Source organism: Mycolicibacterium anyangense (assembly GCF_010731855.1).
Classification (GTDB): domain Bacteria; phylum Actinomycetota; class Actinomycetes; order Mycobacteriales; family Mycobacteriaceae; genus Mycobacterium; species Mycobacterium anyangense.
This window is the reverse complement of record NZ_AP022620.1, coordinates 1,468,060-1,488,366: the sequence shown is the minus strand read 5'-3', so window position 1 is coordinate 1,488,366 and position 20,307 is coordinate 1,468,060. Positions and strand designations below refer to the sequence as shown.

At 68.6% G+C, this 20,307-nt stretch carries 22 protein-coding genes; 11 read left to right on the top strand and 11 right to left on the bottom strand.

What is annotated here, in order from left to right; translation table 11 throughout:
* Nucleotides 1–46: 46 nt before the first annotated feature.
* The 3 genes from G6N35_RS07050 to G6N35_RS07040 form a co-directional block, all read right to left on the bottom strand.
* A complete protein-coding gene (locus G6N35_RS07050) occupies nt 47–589 on the bottom strand; it encodes a YceI family protein (RefSeq protein ID WP_179967323.1) in 543 nt (180 codons plus the stop codon).
* Entirely contained in the window at nt 586–1,860 is a 1,275-nt protein-coding gene (locus tag G6N35_RS07045) for a cytochrome P450 (protein ID WP_163803607.1), read from the bottom strand. The genes G6N35_RS07050 and G6N35_RS07045 overlap by 4 nt, the downstream gene beginning before the upstream one ends.
* Nucleotides 1,861–1,988: 128 nt before the next feature.
* Nucleotides 1,989–2,699, bottom strand: coding sequence for a hypothetical protein (locus G6N35_RS07040; RefSeq protein WP_163803606.1), 711 nt, complete (start codon nt 2,697–2,699; stop codon nt 1,989–1,991).
* A gap of 135 nt (nt 2,700–2,834) precedes the next feature.
* On the opposite strand from G6N35_RS07040, the gene G6N35_RS07035 reads away from it, so the two are divergent.
* On the top strand, nt 2,835–3,458 hold the full coding sequence (locus G6N35_RS07035) for a hypothetical protein (RefSeq protein WP_170313115.1): 624 nt from the start codon (nt 2,835–2,837) through the stop codon (nt 3,456–3,458).
* On the opposite strand, the gene G6N35_RS07030 is transcribed toward G6N35_RS07035, so the two are convergent.
* On the bottom strand, nt 3,444–4,184 hold the full coding sequence (locus G6N35_RS07030; protein ID WP_246224242.1) for an ANTAR domain-containing protein: 741 nt from the start codon (nt 4,182–4,184) through the stop codon (nt 3,444–3,446). The genes G6N35_RS07035 and G6N35_RS07030 overlap by 15 nt on opposite strands.
* An 80-nt stretch (nt 4,185–4,264) precedes the next feature.
* Complete coding sequence (locus tag G6N35_RS07025) at nt 4,265–4,576, bottom strand: STAS domain-containing protein (RefSeq protein ID WP_163803603.1); 312 nt, start codon at nt 4,574–4,576, stop codon at nt 4,265–4,267.
* Nucleotides 4,577–4,949: 373 nt separating this feature from the next.
* On the opposite strand from G6N35_RS07025, the gene G6N35_RS07020 reads away from it, so the two are divergent.
* Complete coding sequence (locus G6N35_RS07020; protein WP_163803602.1) at nt 4,950–5,393, top strand: hypothetical protein; 444 nt, start codon at nt 4,950–4,952, stop codon at nt 5,391–5,393.
* A gap of 32 nt (nt 5,394–5,425) precedes the next feature.
* On the opposite strand, the gene G6N35_RS07015 is transcribed toward G6N35_RS07020, so the two are convergent.
* Entirely contained in the window at nt 5,426–6,559 is a 1,134-nt protein-coding gene (locus G6N35_RS07015; RefSeq protein ID WP_163803601.1) for a nitronate monooxygenase, read from the bottom strand.
* A 197-nt stretch (nt 6,560–6,756) separates the two neighbouring features.
* Here G6N35_RS07015 and G6N35_RS07010 point away from each other — a divergent pair, with 197 nt between their 5' ends.
* Nucleotides 6,757–7,077 (top strand): hypothetical protein, encoded by a 321-nt coding sequence (locus G6N35_RS07010; RefSeq protein WP_163803600.1) that lies wholly within the window; start codon nt 6,757–6,759, stop codon nt 7,075–7,077.
* Here G6N35_RS07010 and G6N35_RS07005 read toward each other — a convergent pair.
* Together G6N35_RS07005 and G6N35_RS07000 are read right to left on the bottom strand one after the other, a co-directional pair.
* On the bottom strand, nt 7,074–7,415 hold the full coding sequence (locus G6N35_RS07005; RefSeq protein WP_163803599.1) for an aminopeptidase: 342 nt from the start codon (nt 7,413–7,415) through the stop codon (nt 7,074–7,076). The two genes, G6N35_RS07010 and G6N35_RS07005, sit on opposite strands and share 4 nt — an antisense overlap.
* 89 nt (nt 7,416–7,504) lie before the next feature.
* Nucleotides 7,505–8,581: an NAD(P)H-dependent amine dehydrogenase family protein gene (locus G6N35_RS07000; RefSeq protein WP_163803598.1), complete on the bottom strand. Its 1,077-nt coding sequence runs from the start codon at nt 8,579–8,581 to the stop codon at nt 7,505–7,507.
* 107 nt (nt 8,582–8,688) lie between these two features.
* Here G6N35_RS07000 and G6N35_RS06995 point away from each other — a divergent pair, with 107 nt between their 5' ends.
* The gene (locus G6N35_RS06995) at nt 8,689–9,432 is read left to right on the top strand and encodes a glucose 1-dehydrogenase (RefSeq protein ID WP_163803597.1); all 744 of its coding nucleotides are present in this window, start codon (nt 8,689–8,691) and stop codon (nt 9,430–9,432) included.
* Here the strand turns inward: G6N35_RS06995 and G6N35_RS06990 are convergent, their stop codons facing one another.
* Entirely contained in the window at nt 9,433–10,248 is an 816-nt protein-coding gene (locus G6N35_RS06990) for an HAD family hydrolase (protein ID WP_163803596.1), read from the bottom strand.
* A gap of 105 nt (nt 10,249–10,353) precedes the next feature.
* On the opposite strand from G6N35_RS06990, the gene G6N35_RS06985 reads away from it, so the two are divergent.
* The 6 genes from G6N35_RS06985 (at nt 10,354) to G6N35_RS06960 (ending at nt 17,305) form a co-directional block, all read left to right on the top strand.
* Nucleotides 10,354–11,139 carry a DeoR/GlpR family DNA-binding transcription regulator gene (locus G6N35_RS06985; protein WP_163803595.1) on the top strand — a complete coding sequence of 262 codons (786 nt, stop codon included), beginning with the start codon at nt 10,354–10,356 and terminating at the stop codon, nt 11,137–11,139.
* Between the two features lie 89 nt (nt 11,140–11,228).
* Nucleotides 11,229–12,737 (top strand): amino acid permease, encoded by a 1,509-nt coding sequence (locus G6N35_RS06980; protein ID WP_163803594.1) that lies wholly within the window; start codon nt 11,229–11,231, stop codon nt 12,735–12,737.
* 3 nt (nt 12,738–12,740) lie between these two features.
* On the top strand, nt 12,741–14,171 hold the full coding sequence (locus G6N35_RS06975) for an FGGY family carbohydrate kinase (RefSeq protein WP_163803593.1): 1,431 nt from the start codon (nt 12,741–12,743) through the stop codon (nt 14,169–14,171).
* Entirely contained in the window at nt 14,168–15,589 is a 1,422-nt protein-coding gene (locus G6N35_RS06970; protein ID WP_163803592.1) for an NAD(P)/FAD-dependent oxidoreductase, read from the top strand. Before G6N35_RS06975 ends, G6N35_RS06970 begins: the two co-directional genes overlap by 4 nt.
* Complete coding sequence (locus G6N35_RS06965) at nt 15,586–16,839, top strand: NAD(P)/FAD-dependent oxidoreductase (protein WP_163803591.1); 1,254 nt, start codon at nt 15,586–15,588, stop codon at nt 16,837–16,839. The genes G6N35_RS06970 and G6N35_RS06965 overlap by 4 nt, the downstream gene beginning before the upstream one ends.
* A gap of 40 nt (nt 16,840–16,879) precedes the next feature.
* Nucleotides 16,880–17,305 carry a pyridoxamine 5'-phosphate oxidase family protein gene (locus G6N35_RS06960; RefSeq protein ID WP_163803590.1) on the top strand — a complete coding sequence of 142 codons (426 nt, stop codon included), beginning with the start codon at nt 16,880–16,882 and terminating at the stop codon, nt 17,303–17,305.
* Nucleotides 17,306–17,339: 34 nt separating this feature from the next.
* Here G6N35_RS06960 and G6N35_RS06955 read toward each other — a convergent pair whose 3' ends face one another.
* Nucleotides 17,340–17,975, bottom strand: coding sequence for a TetR/AcrR family transcriptional regulator (locus tag G6N35_RS06955; RefSeq protein WP_163803589.1), 636 nt, complete (start codon nt 17,973–17,975; stop codon nt 17,340–17,342).
* Nucleotides 17,976–18,098: 123 nt separating this feature from the next.
* Between G6N35_RS06955 and G6N35_RS06950 the strand changes: the two genes are divergently transcribed.
* Complete coding sequence (locus tag G6N35_RS06950) at nt 18,099–19,409, top strand: protoporphyrinogen/coproporphyrinogen oxidase (protein WP_163803588.1); 1,311 nt, start codon at nt 18,099–18,101, stop codon at nt 19,407–19,409.
* On the opposite strand, the gene G6N35_RS06945 is transcribed toward G6N35_RS06950, so the two are convergent.
* Entirely contained in the window at nt 19,406–20,305 is a 900-nt protein-coding gene (locus G6N35_RS06945; protein WP_163803587.1) for a DMT family transporter, read from the bottom strand. The genes G6N35_RS06950 and G6N35_RS06945 overlap by 4 nt on opposite strands.
* Nucleotides 20,306–20,307: the final 2 nt, after the last annotated feature.

Here is a 20,307-nt window from a genome sequence, read left to right as displayed (position 1 = left end):
TCAGCATGCCGGGCCGCACATCATTGGTCAAGTGGTCATACCAGTGCTAGGTCGGATGCCGGGCGGTGAAGCGCAGCGTGACGTCGTCGGCGACCTTCATCGTTCCCATCAGCAGCGAGTACGGCTTGATCCCGAACGTGGACTGCCGCACGGCGACCTCGGCGGTCATCACCCAGACCCCGCCGTCGTCGGCCACCGCCAGCTCGACGGTCTGCGGCTCGGTGGTGCCGTGGATCTGGACCTCGCCCGTCATCCGGTAGCCGGCTGCCGTCTTGGCGATGCTGTCGGCGCTGAAGCGGATCTGCGGATACTTCTTGGCGTCCAACGACTTCAGCGCGTTGGTGCGCACCACCACCTTCTCCGGACCCGACAGCGGGGTCACCCCGCCCTCGCCCTTGAGCACCTGCAGGGAGTCGACCTCGACCACCAGGTCGGCCGACACCGGCTTGCCGGCGCGCCACTCGACGCTCGCCTGCCAGGCTGCCATCGCGATGGTCAGGCGGTGGCCCATCTTCGCCGCCGGACCGCCGACATCGGTCCGGATCTGTAGTTCGCCGTCCGCGGCGGTCAGTGTCCAGGAATCGGTCACGCCCCGACTGTATCGCCGGCCGTGGCTGCGGTCCTGCTCGCACCGGTGTAGTCGACCTGCCAATGCTTGATGCCGTTGAGCCAGCCCGAGCGCAGCCGTTCCGGTGTGGTCAGCGGGGTGATGTCGGGCATGTGATCGGCGATCGCGTTGAACATCAGGTCGATGGTCATCCGGGCCAGGTTGGCGCCGATGCAGTAGTGCGCCCCGGTGCCGCCGAAGCCGACGTGCGGGTTGGGATCGCGGAAGATGTTGAACGAGAACGGATCGGTGAACACCTCCTCGTCGAAGTTGGCCGAGCGGTAGGACATCACCACCCGCTGCCCCTTCTTGATCGTCATCCCGCTCAGTTCGGTGTCCCGCAGGGCGGTGCGCTGGAACGACGTGACCGGGGTGGCCCATCGGACGATCTCGTCCACCGCGGTCGCGGGGCGATGCTGCTTGTAGAGCTCCCACTGCTCGGGAAAGTCGGTGAAGGCGGTCATCCCGTGGGTGATGGAGTTACGGGTGGTCTCATTGCCGGCCACCGCCAGCAGGATGACGAAGAACCCGAATTCGTCGTCGGAGAGCTTGTGCCCCTCGACGTCGGCCTGCACCAGCTTGGTCACCAGATCGTCGCGTGGGTTGGCCGTCCGGTCGGCGGCCATCTGCATGCCGTACATGATCAGCTCGCCGGCAGCGCCCTGGGGGTCGTTGCGGGCGAACTCCGGATCCGCTTCGCCGACCATCTGATTGGACCAGTCGAACAGCTTCTTGCGCTCGTCCTGGGGGACCCCCATCAGATCGGCGATGGCCTGCAGCGGAAGCTCGCAGGACACCTGCTCGACGAAGTCCCCGGAGCCCTGGGCGGCCGCGGCTTTGACGATGGTCTCGGCGCGCCGGGCCAGATCGGCTCGCAACGTCTCGATCGCGCGGGGGGTGAACGCCCGCGAGATGATCTTGCGCAGATGGGTGTGATGCGGTGCGTCCATGTTCAGCAGGACGAACTGCCCGGTGTCCTTGTGCGACACCGCGGCATTATCGGGGTACCGCGGCAGCGCGGTGTTCTCCAGGCTGGAGAAGACGTCGCTGCGCCGCGAGATCTCTTTGACGTCTTTGAGTTTCGTGACGACCCAGAACCCGTCGTCGTCGAAACCGCCGACACCCGGCGGCTGCTCGTTCCACCAGATCGGGGCAACCCGGCGCAACTCGGCAAGCTCCTCGACAGGCAATCGCTGGTTGTTCAGATCGGGATCAGTGAAGTCGAAACCAGGGGGCAGGTTCGGACTGGGCATAAAAAGCGCACCTCCACACGAAGTCATCTAGTGCCCGATGATCCATGCCTACACCACGACCGGAGGCCTCGTTGGCGCCTTGAAGAAACTCACAACTGAAACGTGTTCTATGCCCACCTGGGCGGCGGTCAGTTACCGGACTTGGAGGTCGTCGCGGTGACCGATGTCGTCACCGTGACGGTGGTGGTGCTCACGGTGGCGGTGGGGCTCGTCGTGGCGGTTGCCGCCGTGCTGGCCGACGAGGTGCGCTCGCCGGAGAAGCCGGGCTGCTGGAACTCGATCCACGAGTCGCGGTAGATGACGCTGTCACCCTCGGACACCAGGAACACGGTGGGGGAGATGGAGTAGGTGACGCCGTCGTTGTCGGCGATGATGGTGCCGTCGGCGCCGCGGCTGGCCGACACCTGGATCGCGGCGTCGTCGCGCAACCGTAGGCCGCGGTATTCCAGCTTGCCGTCCGGGTTCACACAGATCACCGCCAGCGAACGCTCGGTGCGGCCGTAGGCCATCACCGTCTGGGTGTCGTCGCAGCGGGCTTTGGTGTTGGCGTAGCCCTTGCTGTCCGGCTTGTAGGTCGGTGCGGCCGAAGCCGAGGCCGAAGCCGATGTTGTGGCGGCAGCGCTGCCCGACGTCGTTGCCGGCGCCGATGTGGTCGACGATGTCGACGTGGTGGACGGCGCCGCCTGGGCGACGGGCAGGGTGTCGGGGGAGCCGGCGGTGATCGTCACCGCGACCACCGCACCGGCCGCGGCCAGCACCGCACCCGCGCCGGTTGCCGCCCACAGCCGGCTGCCGCGGCGTGGGTGCGCATCGGAATCGAGCGGGGCGTGGACCGACATGGGTGTTCCTCCGGCGGGGACGAGTGACACCCCTAAGCGAACCACCTCGGGGCGGGTTTTCGGCGCTGCCCCGGCGGCGTTTCGCCCGTCAGTTGGCGTGCCCGCAAGCACCCGCCGATCGCTACCCTCGATGTGGTGCAGGGGCAACGTCTCGTCTTCACCGGACACATCGCCGGGCTGGGCACCGAGTCCGGCGTCCGCCTGGTCATCGGCCGCTGGCCCGTCTCGCCATTCGGCTCCTTCGCCGACGTGATGGTCCAGACACCCGACGACGAGCGGATCCTGCTGGCCCCCAGCCAACAGGTCGCCGACTTCGTCGCGGCCACCTACCAGTTCGACCGGATCGAGCTCGGTGCGGTGGCCGCCGACCTCGCCGCGGACCGGCTCACCGTCAGCGCGCCCGGCCTGGAGGTCACCGCGCGGATCGGTGCCGCGGCCCCGGTCGATCGGTTGTTGCGGCTGGTGCCCGGCCGACTGGCCATCGCACCCTGGTGGCTTGCTGCCATCAATCCGGTTGCCGCACTGATCGTTCCGGGTGTGCGCACCGCGGGCAGCGCCGGCAACGGCCGTCGGGAGTACTACGGGGTGCGGCGCTCCCGACGGATCGTGGGCGCCTGCGGCACGTTCGGCCGCCGCGACCTCGGCGGCTTGGCCCCGCTGCTGCCCGCCGTCGACTTCGGGTTCTCCTCGGCGCCGCCGGACCCGCAGATCGTGTCGGTGACGACGACGATCGACATGCCGGCCTCAGCCGCCGGTTGACCCGGGCTTCGGGGCGTGGGTGAGCACCGCCCACAACAGTTGCGCCGCCCTGCGGGCCGTCTCGTCCGGGACGATGGGGGAACCGACATCGGGTTGTTCGGCCGGCGAGCCGCTGATCTGTTCCATCAGCGCCACCGCCAGCACCCGCAGTTTGACATTGGATTCGTGGCTGGCGCGCCGCAGTGTCGCCCAAGCGGTTTCGGCATCGCAGCCCAGGGCGCCCATGATGGCGCCCTTGGCCTGCTCGATCGCCCCGCGGGACTGCAGTACCGCCATCATGTCGGCGACCGCCGTGCCGTCCTGGGTACCTGCGGTGATCATCGCCGCCGACACCAGTTGCTCGTACCCGATCAGGGTGTTGACCGTGCCGGCGGTGGCGGGACGATCCAGGGTGGCTGACAACACCACAGTGCCGTCGGCCTCCCACACACCGGGAACGGCGACCGCGCCGTGGGTGCGGTGCAGTGCCTCGTCATGTTCGGGCGCACGGGCCTGCATCGCCGCCAAGTCCAGCTCCGGCCAGCGGTCGTCGGACCACAGGTCCAGGGTGAGCACGGGAACCTGATGGGTGAACGCGTCCATGACGGGCCCGCCCAGGCCGCCCAGTTGGGCTTCGACGATCTCACGGCCGAGGCCGTAGGCGGCCACCACGGTCATGCCCTCGTAGAGGCGGTGGTCGTGAACGGTGATCGCCAGACTGAGCGCATCGGGCACGTCGCGGTGCACACGTTCCAGGATGCGGTCGAAAAGTTCACTGTGAGCAGTGTTTTCACGAGGATGGAACGACGGAACAGGCACGGTGCGTCTCACTCCTTGGTGATGACGGTGGCAACTCGGTCCAGGCCCGAGATCCCCAGGAGCGTGGTGATGGGTCCGGTGGCGCACACGATCATGGTGAGTTCGGTGCTGGCGGCCACGGCGAACAAGGCGCGCACGGCCGCACTGTCACAGTAGTTGACTTCGGTCAGGTCGACGGTCAGCGCGGGCGCGTCCGCGGCTGCCTGGCTCATCAGTTCCTGGAACTGCGCGACGTTGGCCAGATCGACGTCCCCGGAGGCGGCGACGACGGGTGCCGTCCCATCCGCGGGCTGGGTGACCCGGAACTGGGCCTCTGTCATCGAGTCGACTCCTTGATCATGTCAGTGGTGGCGGTGTCTCCAGCACCCGTCATCGGAGACAACCGATTGCGGCAGCGATCGCGGCGGCCGCGGTCAGCACCACCCTATGCCGCGCCCCGATCGCGTTGTGATCGGCCGCGTCCGGCGCGGCGTCATCCGCCGCGCACAACAGTCAGCAGCGACCTCCCCGTTCCGTCGGCCCATTCGTCCCCCACGGCCAACCGCCGAAGCGTATCAACGCCGCACCGGACACCCGGGGTTCACCTGCGCGCCTTTGCGGTTTCCCCCGAAGCCACCCACTCTCACCCGTTAGGCTCACCACCGAGGGCCTCGGGGCACAGGGCCCGGTGACCCGCGACTGGTGAGGGTGGATATGTTCCGCGAGATCGTTACCGCAGCCGCTGTGGCCGGCGCCGCCATGGGTATGGCCCCGACCGCGGGGGCCGACGAGCCGCACGGTCCTTTCCCCGGCGATCCCCCCGGCACCAACTACCAGGCCTACCTGAGCGCCCCGTGCTACAACTTCGACCGCTTCATCTTCGGGCGCGGACCCGGCGGCGAGCCGTTGGCGTGTCACTGGATTCCCAATCAGTCGCCGTTCGGGATGGACCGTGCGCCGGCAGACGCCGGTGCGTGGGTGGTCTCCTACAAGCTCTACGGCGTGCAGACCGTCGGCTCGCCCTGCCCGGGCCCGCAGTCCGCGGCCCAGTCGCCGGACGGCCTGCCGATGCTGTGCCTGGGGGCGCAGGGCTGGCAACCGGGGTATCTGACCTCCGGTGAGTGGGGTAACGGCAGTTCCTTCAACCCGGCCGGCTGAGCCGCAGCCGACCGGGCCGGTGTGGTCCGTCCTCAGACGGCCGCCGCCGCCTCGTTGATCTCCTCGAGCCGGCCGGTGGCCTCCAGGTACTCCTGCACCCAGCGCTCGATCACCGCCGAGGTCTTCTCGACCTTGGTGAACTGACCGACGACCTGGCCCACCGGGTTGAACGCGACGTCCACCGTCTCGTTGGGGTACTTGTTGGTGGCGGCCACCGCCATCCCGGACACCATGTACTGCAACGGCATTCCGAGCGGCTCAGGGTTCCCGGGCGTCTGCCATGCCTCGGTCCAGTCGTTCTTGAGCATCCGGCACGGCTTGCCGGTGAACGAGCGGCTGCGCACGGTGTCGCGGCTGCTGGCCTTGATGTAGGCGGCCTGCTGCACCGGCGTGTTGTGGGCCTCCTCGACCATCAGCCACTGCGAACCGGACCATGCACCCTGGCAGCCCAGCGCCAGCGCCGCGGCGATCTGCTGCCCGGCGCCGATGCCGCCGGCAGCGAGCACCGGTCGCGGTGCGACCTCCTTGACGACCTGCGGCCACAGCACGATCGAGCCGACCTCGCCGCAGTGGCCGCCGCCCTCGCCACCCTGGGCGATGATGATGTCGACATCGGCCGCGGCATGCTTGCGGGCCTGGGCGGGCGAGCCGCACAGTGCCGCGACCTTGCGGCCGGCCGCGTGGATGTGCTTGATCATGTCGACCGGCGGGGTGCCCAGCGCGTTGGCGATCAGCGTCACCTTCGGATGCCGCAGCGCGACGTCGACCTGGGGGGTGGCGGTCGCCTCGGTCCAGCCGAGCAGCTGCAGGGCGTTGGAGTCCGCGTCGGAGGTGGGCACGCCGTGATCGGCCAGCAGCTTCTTCGCGAAGTCCAGGTGCTGCTGGGGGACCATCTTCTTGAGCATGTCGGCGAGCTCGTCACCGGACATGTTGGCGTCCATGCCCTCGTACTTGTTGGGGATCACGATGTCGACCCCGTACGGGTGGTCGCCGATGTTCTCGTCGATCCAGTTCAGTTCGATCTCGAGTTCTTCGGGGGTGAACCCGACCGCGCCGAGGACGCCGAAGCCACCGGCCTTGCTGACGGCCACGACCACGTCGCGACAGTGGGTGAAGGCGAAGATCGGGAACTCGATACCGAGCTCATCGCAAAGGGGAGTGTGCATGAGCGGCTCCTTACAGCGGGCGGTAGGCGACTGGAACGTGTTCTAGTTTAGTACGCCGCGACGGCGTCCAGTCCAGGTATTCCCACCATGGAGCCCACGAATGCCTATCTGCCCAGGTGGATCCCTGCGGCACGCGTCGAGGAGTACCGTCGAGGGTGTGCTCGATGCAGAGCATGCGATCAACGAATGGGGCCATCATGGTTCGTCGCCCGAGAACCCGCCGGATCCTGACAGTCGCCGCGGCCGCCGCCGCACTCAGTGTGCCGCTCGTGCCCGCCGCCTCCGAGACGCTCACCCCGCCGCAGGCCGAAGCCAGTGCGGGACCACAGGGGTGCGTCAACGGAATCGTCCCGCTCAACCCCTACGTGGTGAACTGCAACCTGCCGTCGCGCGGCGGCCAGGTCATCGGCGCCGCGCCGGACGCGGGCGCGTTGATCGCCTGCCGGCACAGCCCGACCTGCCTGTCGTACTACGTGAACTACCCGGGCACCGTGCTGGTGCCCGGGTACCGTCCCTAGGTCGCTGAGACGCCGCGTCGGCCGCCCACCAGCAGTGCGCCGCCGGCCACCAGGACGCCGATCACCGTGACCGGGATCGACCAGGCCCGGCGCTGCGATACCGCCGACTGGCACTGGGCCACGTAATCGGCGTGCGGGACAACCTGATTGAGAATCGGGACGTTCGCGACCGTCTTGCTGTTGGCCTCCCGCGCCGCTGACAGATCGGCCGACACCGCATTGCCGCACCCGATGCTTCCGCCATTGCCGTCGGAGGTGGATACCGGCACCAGCAGCGCGATGACACCCACCACGAACAGCACCACACCAACCAGCAGGACCAACCGCTTCACTGTCACGTCTGTCTCTCCTCGGGCACGTCGTCGGGCGATTCGACGAATCGCAGCGCTGACTACCCCGGCGTCCGAGAGGCGAAACCCGCCGGCGGCTAGGGCGCCGTGAACAACTCCACGTCGGAGACCAGCGGCAGGTTCAGGGTGGTGCGCAGACCGGGCGGTGCGGCGACCACGGCGGGGATCGCGTTGACCACGCGGGCGGCACCGGCGGCGATGGCGGCGTGATTGTGGTCGCCCTTGGTACTCGTCGGACAGATGTCGACGACGTAGGACGGCTCCCCGGTGATCTCCACCCGATAGGAACCGCCCTCCTGCGCCGGCTGCGCCCAGTCCGGCCGCAGGTCGCCGCGAACCCGGGTGACGTGCTCGACGACGATCACCGGGTGATCGCCGACCATGCCCTTGATCTCGAAACGGACGGCAGCCACGCCGCCCTTCGGAATGTGACCCGCGGCGATGTCGAACGCCTCGGGTGCGGGCTCGCGCTCGTAGCTCTCGGTGATCGAGTCCAGCTCGATGTTCAGGCCGGCGGCCAGCTGCCGGATCGCGCAGCCCCACGCGACGCTGAGCACGCCGGGCTGGAAGAGCATGGGGACCTCGTCGAGTGGCTGGCCGAAGCCCATCACGTCGAACATCACCGTCGCCCCGTCGTAGGTGGCATAGTCGGCGATCTCCATACAGCGGACCTGCTGGATGCTTGCGCAGGTGCTGGCGAACGCCAGCGGGATCAGGTCGGTGATGAAACCCGGGTCGACACCGTTGATGTAGATACTCGAATTACCCTGGTGCGCAGCATCTTCCAGTGGCTTGATGTACTTGTCGGGCATGACACCCCAGGGGTACTGCAGCACGCCGGGGGCGGTGCCAACGACGTTGATGCCGGCGGCGGCGATCGTGTAGACGTCGGCCATCGCCTGCGGCATCCGGTTGTCGCCCATCGCGCAGTACACCGCGCACTCGGGAGCGGTGGCCAGTACCGCGTCGAGGTCCTTGGTGGCCAGGATCCCGGTCGTCACGTCGAGCCCGGCCAGCTCACCGGCGTCCTTGCCCACCTTCTCGTCGGCCGACACGCACAGCCCGGTCAGTTCGAAACCCGGGTTGCTGATCAGTTCGGCCAGCGCCAGCCGGCCGACGTTTCCGGTGCCGATATGGGCGACGCGGATAGCCATTCGTTCTCCTCGCGACGGTGATGGTGTCGACCCAGTATGCGCACTCGGCGGCAAAACTGGAACAGGTTCTATTTCGCCGAATTGTCGCTGAGGTAGCCTGTCGCGTCATGGGACGCGTAGACGACAAAGTTGCAATCATCACTGGTGGCGCGCAGGGGATGGGTGCCGCTGACGCGCGGATGCTCGTCGCCGAGGGCGCCAAGGTGGTGATCGCCGACATCCTCGACGAGAAGGGCGAGCAGCTGGCCGAGGAGCTCGGCGACGCGGCCCGCTACATCCACCTCGACGTCAGTGACCCCGAGCAGTGGCAGGCCGCCGTCGACACCGCCGTCAGCGCGTTCGGCAAGGTCAATGTCCTGGTCAACAACGCTGGCATCGTGCAGGTTTCACCACTGAAGTCGATCGACGTCGAGAAGTGGAACCGGGTACTGGCCGTCAATCTCACCGGCGCGATGCTGGGCATCAAGGCCGTACTGGAGCCCATGAAGGCCGCCGGCGGCGGATCGATCATCAACGTCTCCTCCATTGAGGGCATGCGCGGCGCGTCCTGGGTACACAGCTACGTTGCCTCCAAGTGGGGCCTGCGGGGCCTGACCAAGTCGGCCGCCCTCGAGCTGGCCGCGGACAACATCCGGGTCAACTCGGTGCACCCGGGTTTCATCCGCACCCCGATGACCAAGCACTTTCCCGACGACATGGTCGGTGCCCCGCTGGGCCGCCCCGGCAAGCCCGAAGAGGTCGCGACCTTCATCGTGTTCCTGGCCAGTGACGAGTCGTCCTTCTCGACCGGCTCGGAATACGTCGTCGACGGTGGTCTGATCACCGACGTGCCGCACCGGGCGCTGCCGTAGTCAGCTCCGGGAGCCCCGGCGGGTCCGCAGCGCCAGCGAACTGAACGCGGCTCCGATCGCCGCCCGCCCCAGTGCGGGCAGGTGGCCCAGGGCGTTGGCCGTCGCGCCGGGCCGGCCGGGAATCGACAGGTGCAGCACCGGCCAGTCGTGGGCGGCCGCTTTCGCCGCCAGGCCGGGGCGGGGGTTGACCGGCCGCGGCTGACCGACCATCGCCATCAGGTGGGCATCCTCGTCGCCGTCGGCGTAGAAGTAGCTGCCCGACAGGTCCACCTCGTGGGTCTCGCAGAACCGTTGCACCGCAGCGGCTTTGCGCCGGCCCCAGACGATCGGCTTGGTCACCTGCCCGGTGAGCAGGCCGTTCTCGTCGAGTTCGAAGGTGTTGCAGACGACGTTGGTGATGCCCAGTGCCCGGGCCACCGGTTCGGCGTGGATGGTCAGCGCCGAGGAGCTGAGCACGACGGTGTGGCCGCGGTCTTGATGCGCGGCGACGATCTGGCGCATCATCGGGTACACCCGGTTGGCCACCTGCTCGGCGTAGAGCCGTTCGCCGATCTCATCGAGGTCCGCCAGGGATTCCCCGCGCAGGTAGCCCGCGGCCCGATCGAGTAGCCGCTCGAACTGCATGCGGCCCAGCTTGTAGCGCACCGAGGCTTCGACCACTCCCAGCACCTCACCGGCCCGAGCCTGCCCACGACGGATGCGGTCGCTGGCATGGGCGGTCGCCGTGAAGCCGGCCACCAGGGTGCCGTCCAGGTCGAAGAACGCGCCCACCGCCGGTCCGGGCGGGCTGTCGCCGATCTGCGTGAGGGGGTCCACCCCTCCATCATGCCGATCGTTGGTGCGTCGGGTTGACGACGCCTCCACAACACCCCACACTACCAGTCATGCGCAGGCAGAAATCCACAGTTTCGGTCATGTGACGTGCTGCCCATCGAACGTCACGAGGCGATCATCGAGGCGGTCAGCGCCGCGTCGGCGGTGAGTACCGACGACCTGGTCCGGTTGTTGAGCGTCTCCGCGGAAACCATCCGCCGGGATCTGGCCCTGCTGGAAGACAGGGGCGCGATCCGCCGGGTTCATGGCGGCGCCGCGGCCGTGGCCGACCGGCGCGGATCCGAACCGTCCTTCACCGAGCGGTCGTTGACCTTCCACCAGGCCAAGGCCCAGATGGCCACGACCGCGGTGCGATTGCTGCAGACCGGTCAGACCGTCGTCATCGACATCGGCACCACCGCAGTGGCCGTCGCCCGGGCCATCCCGCGCTCGTTCACCGGGACCGTGATCACGCCGTCGCTCCCGGTGGCGGTCGAACTGGCCGACCGCCCCGGCATTGAGGTGCTGGTGGCCGGCGGCCGGGTCCGCGCCGGTGACCTGGCCTGCTCCAACGCCCACGCCAAAGCCTTCTTCGCCGACGTCTATGCCGACATCGCCTTTCTCGGGTCTGGTGGGGTCGATGCGCGCACCGGATTGACCGACTTCCACCTCGACGAGGTGGACATCCGGCGGACCATCATCGCGAACAGCTCGCGCAGCTACATCCTCGCCGATTCCTCCAAGCTGGGACAGGTCGCGCCGTACCGGGTCTGCGGACTGTCGGAGATCGACGGCCTGATCACCGACAAGACGCCGCCGCCGTCGATCGCGGCAGCCTTCGAGGAGACGGGAGGTGTGGTGCTCTCGGCGCGCCCCGCGAAGCAGGCCGACTGACCGAACAAAAGGTGCGGGCGGCGTTGCAGCGCCGCCCGCGGGACCGAACCGCTTTCAGGCGAAACCCTCGACTCAAGGAGTCCGATCCAATGACAGATTCTTCCACACCGACCGGCGAACCCCTGGTACGCGCGGGCGTCTATACCGACACCCTGGAACGCTCCACCGGGCGCTTCGCATCCTTCGCGGTGGCCTTTGCCTTCGTCTCCATCGCGACCGGAATCTTCACCACCTACGGCAGCGTCCTGAAGAGTTCAGGCCCGCTCGGCATCTGGACCTGGCCGATCGTGATCGTCGGCCAACTCGCGGTGGCGCTGCTGCTCGGAGCGCTGGCCGCCCGCATCCCGGTCACCGGCTACGCCTATCAGTGGGTGTCCCGGCTGGCCAACCCGGTATTGGGCTGGATCACCGGATGGATCTCGTTCACCTTCCTGGCCATCGTGTCGGTCGCCGTGGACTACACGGTGGCCGCCACCGTCGTGCCCGCCCTGTTCGACTTCACCGGAACCGCGCTGACCTCCTTCCTGATCACCGCCGGGGTCCTGGTGCTGCAGGGACTGCTGGTCGGTCTGTCCACCAAGTGGACCGAACGGGTGAACAATTTCGCGGTGACCGCCGAACTCGTCTGCATGGTGGCGCTGGTCGTGCTGCTGTTCATCGTCGGAGTGATCGCGCACAAACTCTCGATGGGCAACTTGTTCTCCCGCGGTGACATCCCGGCCGAGGGGTACTGGAGCTTCGGCACCGCGACCAGCGTCGGCCCGTGGATGCTCGGGTTCCTGCTCGGTGCGTTCACCATTGTGGGATTCGAGTCGGCCGCCAATCTCGCCGAGGAGACCAAGCGACCCGAAATCGTCGTGCCCCGGGCTATGTGGCAAGCGGTGCTGGCGTCCGGCGTGCTGGGATTCCTCTTCCTGCTGGTGGTCACCGCGGCGGTCAACGATCCGAGCGCCCTGGCCGAATCCGGCACCCCGATCGCCGACGTCATCAAGGACATCCTGGGTTCCTTCGTCGGTACCGCGCTGCTCGTGCTGGTGGCCATCGCCATCTTCGCCTGCGGACTGGTGATCGTGATGAGCGGTGTGCGACTGGTCTGGGCGATGTCGCGCGATCAGCGCTTCCCCGGATGGCAGGCGCTGCACAAGGTTTCGCCGCGAACCAAGACCCCGCTGAACGCGACGATCGCGGTCACCACGATCTCGGCGGTCATCCTGGGACTGTTCTCCACCAGTACCGACGCGCTGTTCATCCTGTTCTCGGCGGCGACCCTGCTGCCCGCCATCATCTATGCGATCACCGTCGCCCTCTACATCGCCACCCGTCGCCGGCTGCCGGCCAGTGGCGGTTTCAGCCTGGGCCGCTGGGAGATTCCGATCATCGTGGTCGCCGTGGTCTGGCTGGTGTTCGCGCTGTCGCTGTTCCGGGACGCGTCGTTCGCACAGCCCTGGCTCTATGTGGCCGTCATGGTCGGGATCGGCGCGGTCTACCTGGGCTACCTGCTCGCGACCCGTGGCACGAAAGGACTCAAGATGCCCGAACTCCGGTCCATCGACGCCGAGCTGGATCTCGTCGGCGCCCATCACCACCAGCAGGGGTAGTACGTGAGCGTTCTGGCGATCGATCAGGGTACGTCCGGCACCAAGGCCATCGTCGTCGACCCCAAGGACGGGGTCGTCGGCCAAGCCGAGATCGCGGTACACCCGCGCTATCTCGACGGCGGCGGTGTCGAACAGGATCCCGACGAGATGCTGAACTCCGTCCTGGATGCCGGGCGGGCGGCGGTCGCACAGGCCGCCCGCCCCATCCGGGCGGTCTCGCTGGCCAACCAGGGCGAGACGGTGCTGGCCTGGGATCCCGACACCGGACGGCCGCTGAGCCAGGCCATCGTCTGGCAGGACCGCCGCGCCGAGCCGGTCTGCGCGGCGATGACCGAACATGCCGACCTGTTCTCCGCCAGAACGGGATTGGTGCTCGACCCGTACTTCTCGGCTCCGAAGATGGCCTGGCTGCGCCGCACCGTCGAGCCGGGCGGGGTGGTCACCACCTCGGATAGTTGGCTACTGCACCAGCTCACCGGCGCCTTCGTCACCGACGCCACCACCGCGAGCCGTTCGCTGGCGGTCGAGCTCGGCGGACAGGATTGGAGTCGCGAGCTGCTGGCGTTGTTCGGCCTGGACGGCGAGAGATTGCCGACCATTGTGTCCAACGACGAGATCATCGGTAGCACAACGGCATTCGGGGGAGATATCCCGGTCGGTGGAATCGTCGTCGATCAGCAGGCGGCGCTGCTCGCTGAGGGTTGCTTCGATCAGGGGATGGCGAAGTGCACCTTCGGTACCGGTGCTTTCCTGTTGGCCAACACGGGCTCTCGTGCGGTGCACTCGAGCAGCGGGCTGACCTCCTCGCTGGCGTGGCGGGTTGCCGGCGCGGACACCTTCTGTGTCGACGGCCAGGTGTACACGGCGGCATCGGCGGTGCGGTGGCTGACCACCCTGGGCATCATGACCAGTGCCGCCGAGATGGATGAGCTGGCCGCCCCGGACAACAACGGCGTGCTGTGCGTTCCCGCCCTGGCCGGCCTGGCCGCCCCCTGGTGGAAGGCGCAGGCCACCGCGACGCTGTCGGGCATGACACTGGCCACCGGGCGGGGGCAGGTCATTCTTGCGGTGCTGCAGGGCATCGCCGCCCAGATCGCCGAACTGGTCGGCGCCATCGACGCCGACGCGCCGGCACCGCTGATCGCGCTGCGGGCCGACGGCGGCCTGACCCAATCGAAGGTTCTCATGCAGGCGTGCGCGGACATCGTCGGTCTACCCGTGGAGATCTATCCCTCGCCGCATGCCACCGCACTCGGCGCGGCGGCGCTGGCCGAGCTCAGCCTGGCGCCGCAGCTGTCCGTGCGCGACGTGGTCCCCGCCTGGCAGCCGTCGGCCACCTACGAACCGTCCTGGACGGCCGATCGGGCCGCCGACTTCCGGGACCGCTGGCGCGCCCTGGCGGCCAGCACCTACTCAGAACAGGAGATGCCATGACGTCCGTGGATTGCGATGTCGCCGTCATCGGTGCCGGCATCGTCGGATCCGCCATCGCCCGCGACGTGGCCGGCAGCGACCTGCGCGTCGTGCTGATCGAGGGGCGCGCCGACGTCGGTGACGGCACCAGCAAGGCCAACACCGCGATCTTGCACACCGGTTTCGACGCCAAGCCCGGCACCCTCGAATCCAGGATGGTCAGCCGCGGTTATCGGCTGCTGTCCGACTATGCCGCCCAGACCGGAATTCCCGTCGAGCCGACCGGCGCCATCCTGGTGGCGTGGGACGCCGAACAGCTCGAGGCGCTGCCCGGACTGAAGGAGAAGGCCGAAGCCAACGGCTATCAGCGGTGCGAGATCGTCGACGCCGCAGCCGTTTACGCCGAACTGCCACATCTGGGTCCGGGCGCGCTCGGCGGGCTGACGGTGCCCGACGAGTCGATCATCTGCACGTGGACGGTCAACCTCGCGCTGGCCACCGACGCCGTCAACCGCGGCGCCACGCTGCTCACCGACCACCGGGTGGCGAGCATCGAGGTCGGTGACGAATCGACCACGCTGCACACCGAGCGGGGCACTGCGATCACGGCGCGGTGGGTGGTCAATGCCGCCGGACTCGGCGCCGACCATCTCGACGCGCTCTTCGGCTACCACCGGTTCACGGTCACCCCCCGTCGCGGCGAACTGATCGTCTACGACAAACTCGCCCGCGCGCTGGTGGACAAGATCGTGCTGCCGGTTCCGACCGCCCGCGGCAAGGGTGTACTGATCAGCCCGACGATCTACGGCAATGTCATGCTCGGCCCCACCTCGGAGGATCTGCAGGACCGCACCGCGACCGGTACATCCGAAGCCGGTTTCGAGTTCCTGCTCGACAAGGGTCGCCGGCTGATGCCCGCCCTGCTCGCCGAGGAGGTCACCGCCACCTATGCCGGATTGCGGGCGGCGATCGACCACGGCGACTATCTCATCGAGGCCGATCCGGTCCAGCGCTATCTGCTCGTCGGGGGAATCCGCTCGACCGGACTCACGGCGGGGATGGCCATCGCCGAGTACGTGCGAGATGTCCTCGCCTCGGCCGGGCTGGCGAGTCCGCAGCGGACCGATCTGCCCGCCCCGCCGCGGATGCCCAACCTGGGGGAGGCCTTCCCGCGGCCCTACCAACAAGACGAGTTGATCGCCGCCGACCCCGCCTACGGTCGCGTCGTGTGCTTCTGCGAGCGGGTGACCGAGGGGGAGATCCGCGATGCGTGCCAGTCGGTAATCCCGCCGGCCACCCTGGACGGGCTGCGTCGGCGCACCCGCGCCATGAACGGCCGCTGCCAAGCCTTCTACTGCGGTGCCGAGGTCCAGGAGCTCTTCGAGTCCCGCTCGCACACCCCGCCCGCCTTGACGAGTTCTCCGGAGAGCCAGCCATGACCGCTACCGATATCGCCGACGTCGCCATCATCGGCGCGGGCCCGGCGGGCCTGACCGCTGCGGCCGAGCTTGCCCGTGGAACTGGCTTGAAAGTGGTTGTCCTGGAACGGGAATCCCACGCCGGCGGCATCCCTCGGCACAGTGACCATCCGGGCTACGGCATCCGTGACATGAAGACGTTCATCAGCGGACCGGCCTACGCGCGGCGGCTGGCCGCCACGGCGCTGGATGCGGGCGCGACCATCCGGACCAACGCGACGGTGACCGGCTGGGTGGGCGATACCGCGGTGGCGGTCACCGCGCCGCAGGGTCGTTCGGCACTGCGGGCCGGCGCCGTCGTTCTGGCCACCGGTGCCCGGGAGCGGGCCCGGCCGGCCCTGCTGATCCCCGGTGACCGGCCGTCCGGGGTCTACACCACCGGGCAGCTGCAGAATCTGGTGCACCTCAAGCATCGGGACATTGGCCGCCGGGCGGTGGTCGTCGGAGCCGAATTGGTCAGTTATTCAGCGGTTCTCACCCTCAAGCACGCCGGATGCCAGACCGTGCTGATGACCACCACCTACCCGTCGCCGGAATCCTATGGGGTGTTCAACCTGGCCGGCAGGACCCCACTGCTGAACGTCCGGATCGCGCGTCGCACCCGGGTGGTGCGCATCATCGGCAAGCCCGAGGTCACGGGAGTCGAGATCGAGGACCTCGACACCGGCGCCCGCCGGGTTGTCGCCTGCGACACGGTGGTGTTCACCGGCAACTGGATTCCCGATCATGAACTGGCCCGGGCGGCGGGGCTGGCGATCGACCCCGGCACGCTGGGCCCGGTCGTCGACACCGCGTTGCGCACCAGCAGGCCGGGGGTCTTCGCTGCGGGGAACCTGCTGCACCCGGTGGACACCGCCGACATCGCCGCACTGGACGGCCGTCATGTGGCGGCACAGGTCCGGGCCCATCTCGGCGGTCAGCGTCCCGCCAAGCAGGGCGTCCGGATCCAGGTCGCGCCACCCCTGCGGTGGGTCGCGCCGAACATCCTGCGGCCCGGAGATCCCGCGCCGGCCCGCAACCGGCTGCTGCTGTGGACCGACACCCTGGTGCGATTCCCCAAAGTTGTTGCCCGCCAAGAGGGCCGGATCGTGGGGGCGGCGTCGCTGCCATGGCCTGCCGCGCCGGGCCGGGTGTTCCGGGTTCCGGCGGGGATTCTCGACCGCGTCGATTCCCGCGGCGCTGAGGTGACGTTGTCGCTGGACAACGCGTGAGCGCCGGGAATGCGGCACACCGTTCGGCGTTACAGCTCACATGAAACTCAACGACGCCGCCCGCGCCCTGATCGGTCAGGGTGCCGACGCCACCCTGGTGACGCTGAACGCCGACGGCAGCCCCCAGGTATCGCTGGTCTGGGTGGCTGTGCGCACCGGTCCAGACGGCAGCGATGAGCTGGTCACCGCCCACCGGGCCGAACGGAAGAAGGTCCGCAACATCCGCCGGGACGGCCGCGTCGCACTGGCCATCGTGGCACCCGATTCGGCGGCGCCGCTGACCCCGTATCTGTTGATCACCGGCATCGGCCGGGTCGAGGAGGGCGGCGCGCCCGAGCTGCTGAGCGAACTGGCCGCCACCCTGTACAAGGGTGACGGCGAATTCCCGCCCAAGGACACTGCGCCCGGATTCATCACCCACATCCGGATCGACTCGGTGGGAGGCGTCGGTCCCTGGGCTCGGTGATGCCCCGCCCAAAAGCTTTGTCGGCGATCAGTTTTCACTGATAGAGGGAGTGTCGCCACACGTCGTAGACGGTGGTGACGAGCTGCGGTCGCGGCGGTCGGCCGGCCTGCAGATCGCGGACGTCATCCTCCATCGCGTGAAAGATCACACCGACCAGAACGCGGGCCATGGCCTCGACGTCGATATCGGTTCGGGCGGCGCCTGCGGCCTGATCCGCTCGCACCCGCGCAGCGGTGCGGACCTCGAACTCCGCCAGCCAGTCATCCCAGGTGGACTTGACGTCGGCGTCGTCGTGGACGGCGTCGAGCATGGCCGCCATCAGCCGTGGCCGTGCCCGCCACATGGTGGCGGTGTGCTCGATTCCCGATCGCAGCTGCGTCAGGGGGTCGCCGGAATGCTGATCGAACCACGGCGCGGTCCGCAGCACGTTCTGGTACATGTCGCCGAGGAGTGCGGCTACCGCCGCCGCCTTACTGGGGAAGTAGAAGTAGAACGAGGGCCGGCTCAGACCTGCTCTGCGGGCGACATCGTTGATGCCGATATCGGTGAAGGCCCGCGTCTCCAACAACTCGTCGAGTGCAGCTAGCAGGCGCGCGCGGCGCTGGTCCCCGGCCGACGGGCCGGCAGGCCGCGGCCGGTGGCGCCGAACGCCGGCGGCTGAGCTGGGCACCGCCCGATTCTACGTTCGGCCGACAGTTTGTCGACGTATGTCGGCAATTGTCGACAGGTGTTGGCAATTGGTGCGCGCGGCGGTAGTTTCCCCCACAGCCATCCCGGGATGAGGAGATGTTCGATGCGAGTTGCCATCATCGGCGCCGGTGTCGCCGGCGCGGCTGCGGCCAGGGCCGTGCAGCGGCAGGGGCACCACCCTGTCGTTCTCGAGGCGGCCAACGGGATCGGCGGCCGGGTGCGCACCGTCACCTTCGACGGGTTCTCGATCGACTCCGGTGCCATCTTCGTGATGGGTTCCTACGCCCGCACCCTGTCCATCCTGCGCGAACAGGGTCACCTTCCGGCGATGCGCCGATGGCCCGCACGCACCGCGGTACTCGACGACACCGGCCGCAAGCACCGGGTCCGGCTCGACCGGCCCTGGACGTTGCTGCGCATGCCGCAGCTCACCGTCGGTGACCGGCTGCGGGCCGCGCGCGAAATCGGGCGCCTGGCGCTGAGCCCCGATCGTGGTCCCTTCGACATCGACGACCTCGCCGCCGCAGACGACGGACGCACACTGGCCGAGTGGGCCGGCGACCACCTGGGACCGCGATCCTTCGAATACGTTGTGCGGCCCCTGATGGATCCGCTGACCGGGGCCGACCCCACCACGATCTCGGCGGCCTTCCTGAGGACGCTGCTCACCCAGGTTCAGCGGACTCAACTCACCGTGCCCGACGGTGGGCTCGGGCGCATCGCCGAGTGGCTGCTGGCCGGTGTCGACGACGTGCGCCTCAACACCCCGGTACTCGGGATCGAGCACACTGCCGACACCGTCGTCGTGCGAACCCCCGACGGCACCGTCGAGGCGGATGCGGCGGTCGTCGCCACCGATGTGCGCACCGCGACCGTCCTGCTCGACGGCGTCGTCGACAGCGCGATCACCGATGCTCTGGCCGCAGTGGTCCCGGTGACAGCGCACCACATCGTCTTCGGCTACCACCGCGATCCCTGGCCGCGGGTGCCCTATGACCTCGTGGTCCACGGGGCGCCGGGGATGCACCACAACTATGGCGCGCTGCTCAACGGGCGTCGCGCGCCCGCATCGGTGCCGCCAGGCGGACAGACCGTCAGCATCTGGCTCGACGACGCGCAGACCCGGGGCCTGTCCGAAGAGCAGATCATCGCTAAGGCCCGTCGTGGTGTTGCGATGGCATTCGGTGACACCGAACCCGATTTCAGCCGCGTCTTCCCGATGGAGGTCGCGCTCATCGCGCCGGTTCCCGGGCACTACGCCGCGATGCGCCGGGCCCGCGACGCCATGCCAGCCCGGCTCCGGTTGGCCGGTGATTTCCTGACCCACTCGGGGATCGAGGCGGCGCTGCTCGCCGGCGAGCGGGCCGCCGCCGACCTGGGTGCGGTGCAGTCCAGTCGGGTGGTCGGCGGCTAGCTGGCCGGCGTCACACCGGCCTTGGCGGCCTCGAGCTCGTCCTCCCAGGCACCTTCGTCACGGCCAAGGGCGATGGTCGCGGCGGCCATCGTCCCCGCCGCGATCAGCAGCGCGACCGCGACCGGCTTGGTCACCGCCAGGTGTTCGCCGAGCACCACCTCGCCGAGCAGCACGGCCACCACCGGTTCGAGGACCAGCATGGCCGGCACCGACGCCCGCAGTGAGCCGGCATGGAAGGCCGACTGCTGCAGCAGCGTCGCCACCACCCCGACGAAGATCAGCAGATACAGCACCGGTGAGGCGAACAGCCGCGACGCGTCACCCTCGCGCAGGATGTGCGTCACGAGTTTGGTCAGCACGGCCACCACCCCGAAGAGCACGCCGACCGCCACGGCCAGCAGCAGCGCCCGCCGCCAATCGGTGAGCCGCAGCGCCACCGGCACGCAGCACGCGACGAACACCAGGCAGATCCCGGCGGCGATCGCGGCCGTCCATGTCGATCCGTCGTAGTCCCCGGGTTGGGTGCGCGCCAGCGCGACGAACACTCCCAGAGACAGCGTCAGCAGCACCGCCCAGCCCCACTCCGAGCGGGTGACGCGGCGGTGGGCCAGCCGCGCGCTCAGCGGCAGGGCGAACAGCAGTGCCGACACCAGCAGCGGTGCCACCAGGATGATCGAGCCGTAGGCCAGTGCCACCGCTTGGAAGGCGTACCCGGTGACCGCCGCGGCATTGCCCGCCCACCACAGCCGGCGGCGGAGCAGCGTGGTGATCATCACCGTGCTGACACCCTGATCGGCGGGCACGTCCATGGTGGCGCGCTGGCGCACGACGATGCCGATCGCGGCGAACACCGCGCCGGCGAGGGCAGCTGCCACAACCAGGGCGTGTTGCAGCAATG

What these genes read in the sequence shown, in the direction of transcription:
- G6N35_RS07045 (WP_163803607.1), bottom strand. Translation starts at nt 1,860, where the DNA reads ATGCCCAGTCCGAACCTGCCCCCTGGTTTCGACTTCACTGATCCCGAT.
- G6N35_RS07040 (WP_163803606.1), bottom strand. Translation starts at nt 2,699, where the DNA reads ATGTCGGTCCACGCCCCGCTCGATTCCGATGCGCACCCACGCCGCGGC.
- G6N35_RS07025 (WP_163803603.1), bottom strand. Translation starts at nt 4,576, where the DNA reads ATGACAGAGGCCCAGTTCCGGGTCACCCAGCCCGCGGATGGGACGGCA.
- G6N35_RS07020 (WP_163803602.1), top strand. Translation starts at nt 4,950, where the DNA reads ATGTTCCGCGAGATCGTTACCGCAGCCGCTGTGGCCGGCGCCGCCATG.
- G6N35_RS07015 (WP_163803601.1), bottom strand. Translation starts at nt 6,559, where the DNA reads ATGCACACTCCCCTTTGCGATGAGCTCGGTATCGAGTTCCCGATCTTC.
- G6N35_RS07010 (WP_163803600.1), top strand. Translation starts at nt 6,757, where the DNA reads ATGGTTCGTCGCCCGAGAACCCGCCGGATCCTGACAGTCGCCGCGGCC.
- G6N35_RS07000 (WP_163803598.1), bottom strand. Translation starts at nt 8,581, where the DNA reads ATGGCTATCCGCGTCGCCCATATCGGCACCGGAAACGTCGGCCGGCTG.
- G6N35_RS06995 (WP_163803597.1), top strand. Translation starts at nt 8,689, where the DNA reads ATGGGACGCGTAGACGACAAAGTTGCAATCATCACTGGTGGCGCGCAG.
- G6N35_RS06980 (WP_163803594.1), top strand. Translation starts at nt 11,229, where the DNA reads ATGACAGATTCTTCCACACCGACCGGCGAACCCCTGGTACGCGCGGGC.
- G6N35_RS06970 (WP_163803592.1), top strand. Translation starts at nt 14,168, where the DNA reads ATGACGTCCGTGGATTGCGATGTCGCCGTCATCGGTGCCGGCATCGTC.
- G6N35_RS06965 (WP_163803591.1), top strand. Translation starts at nt 15,586, where the DNA reads ATGACCGCTACCGATATCGCCGACGTCGCCATCATCGGCGCGGGCCCG.
- G6N35_RS06960 (WP_163803590.1), top strand. Translation starts at nt 16,880, where the DNA reads ATGAAACTCAACGACGCCGCCCGCGCCCTGATCGGTCAGGGTGCCGAC.
- G6N35_RS06950 (WP_163803588.1), top strand. Translation starts at nt 18,099, where the DNA reads ATGCGAGTTGCCATCATCGGCGCCGGTGTCGCCGGCGCGGCTGCGGCC.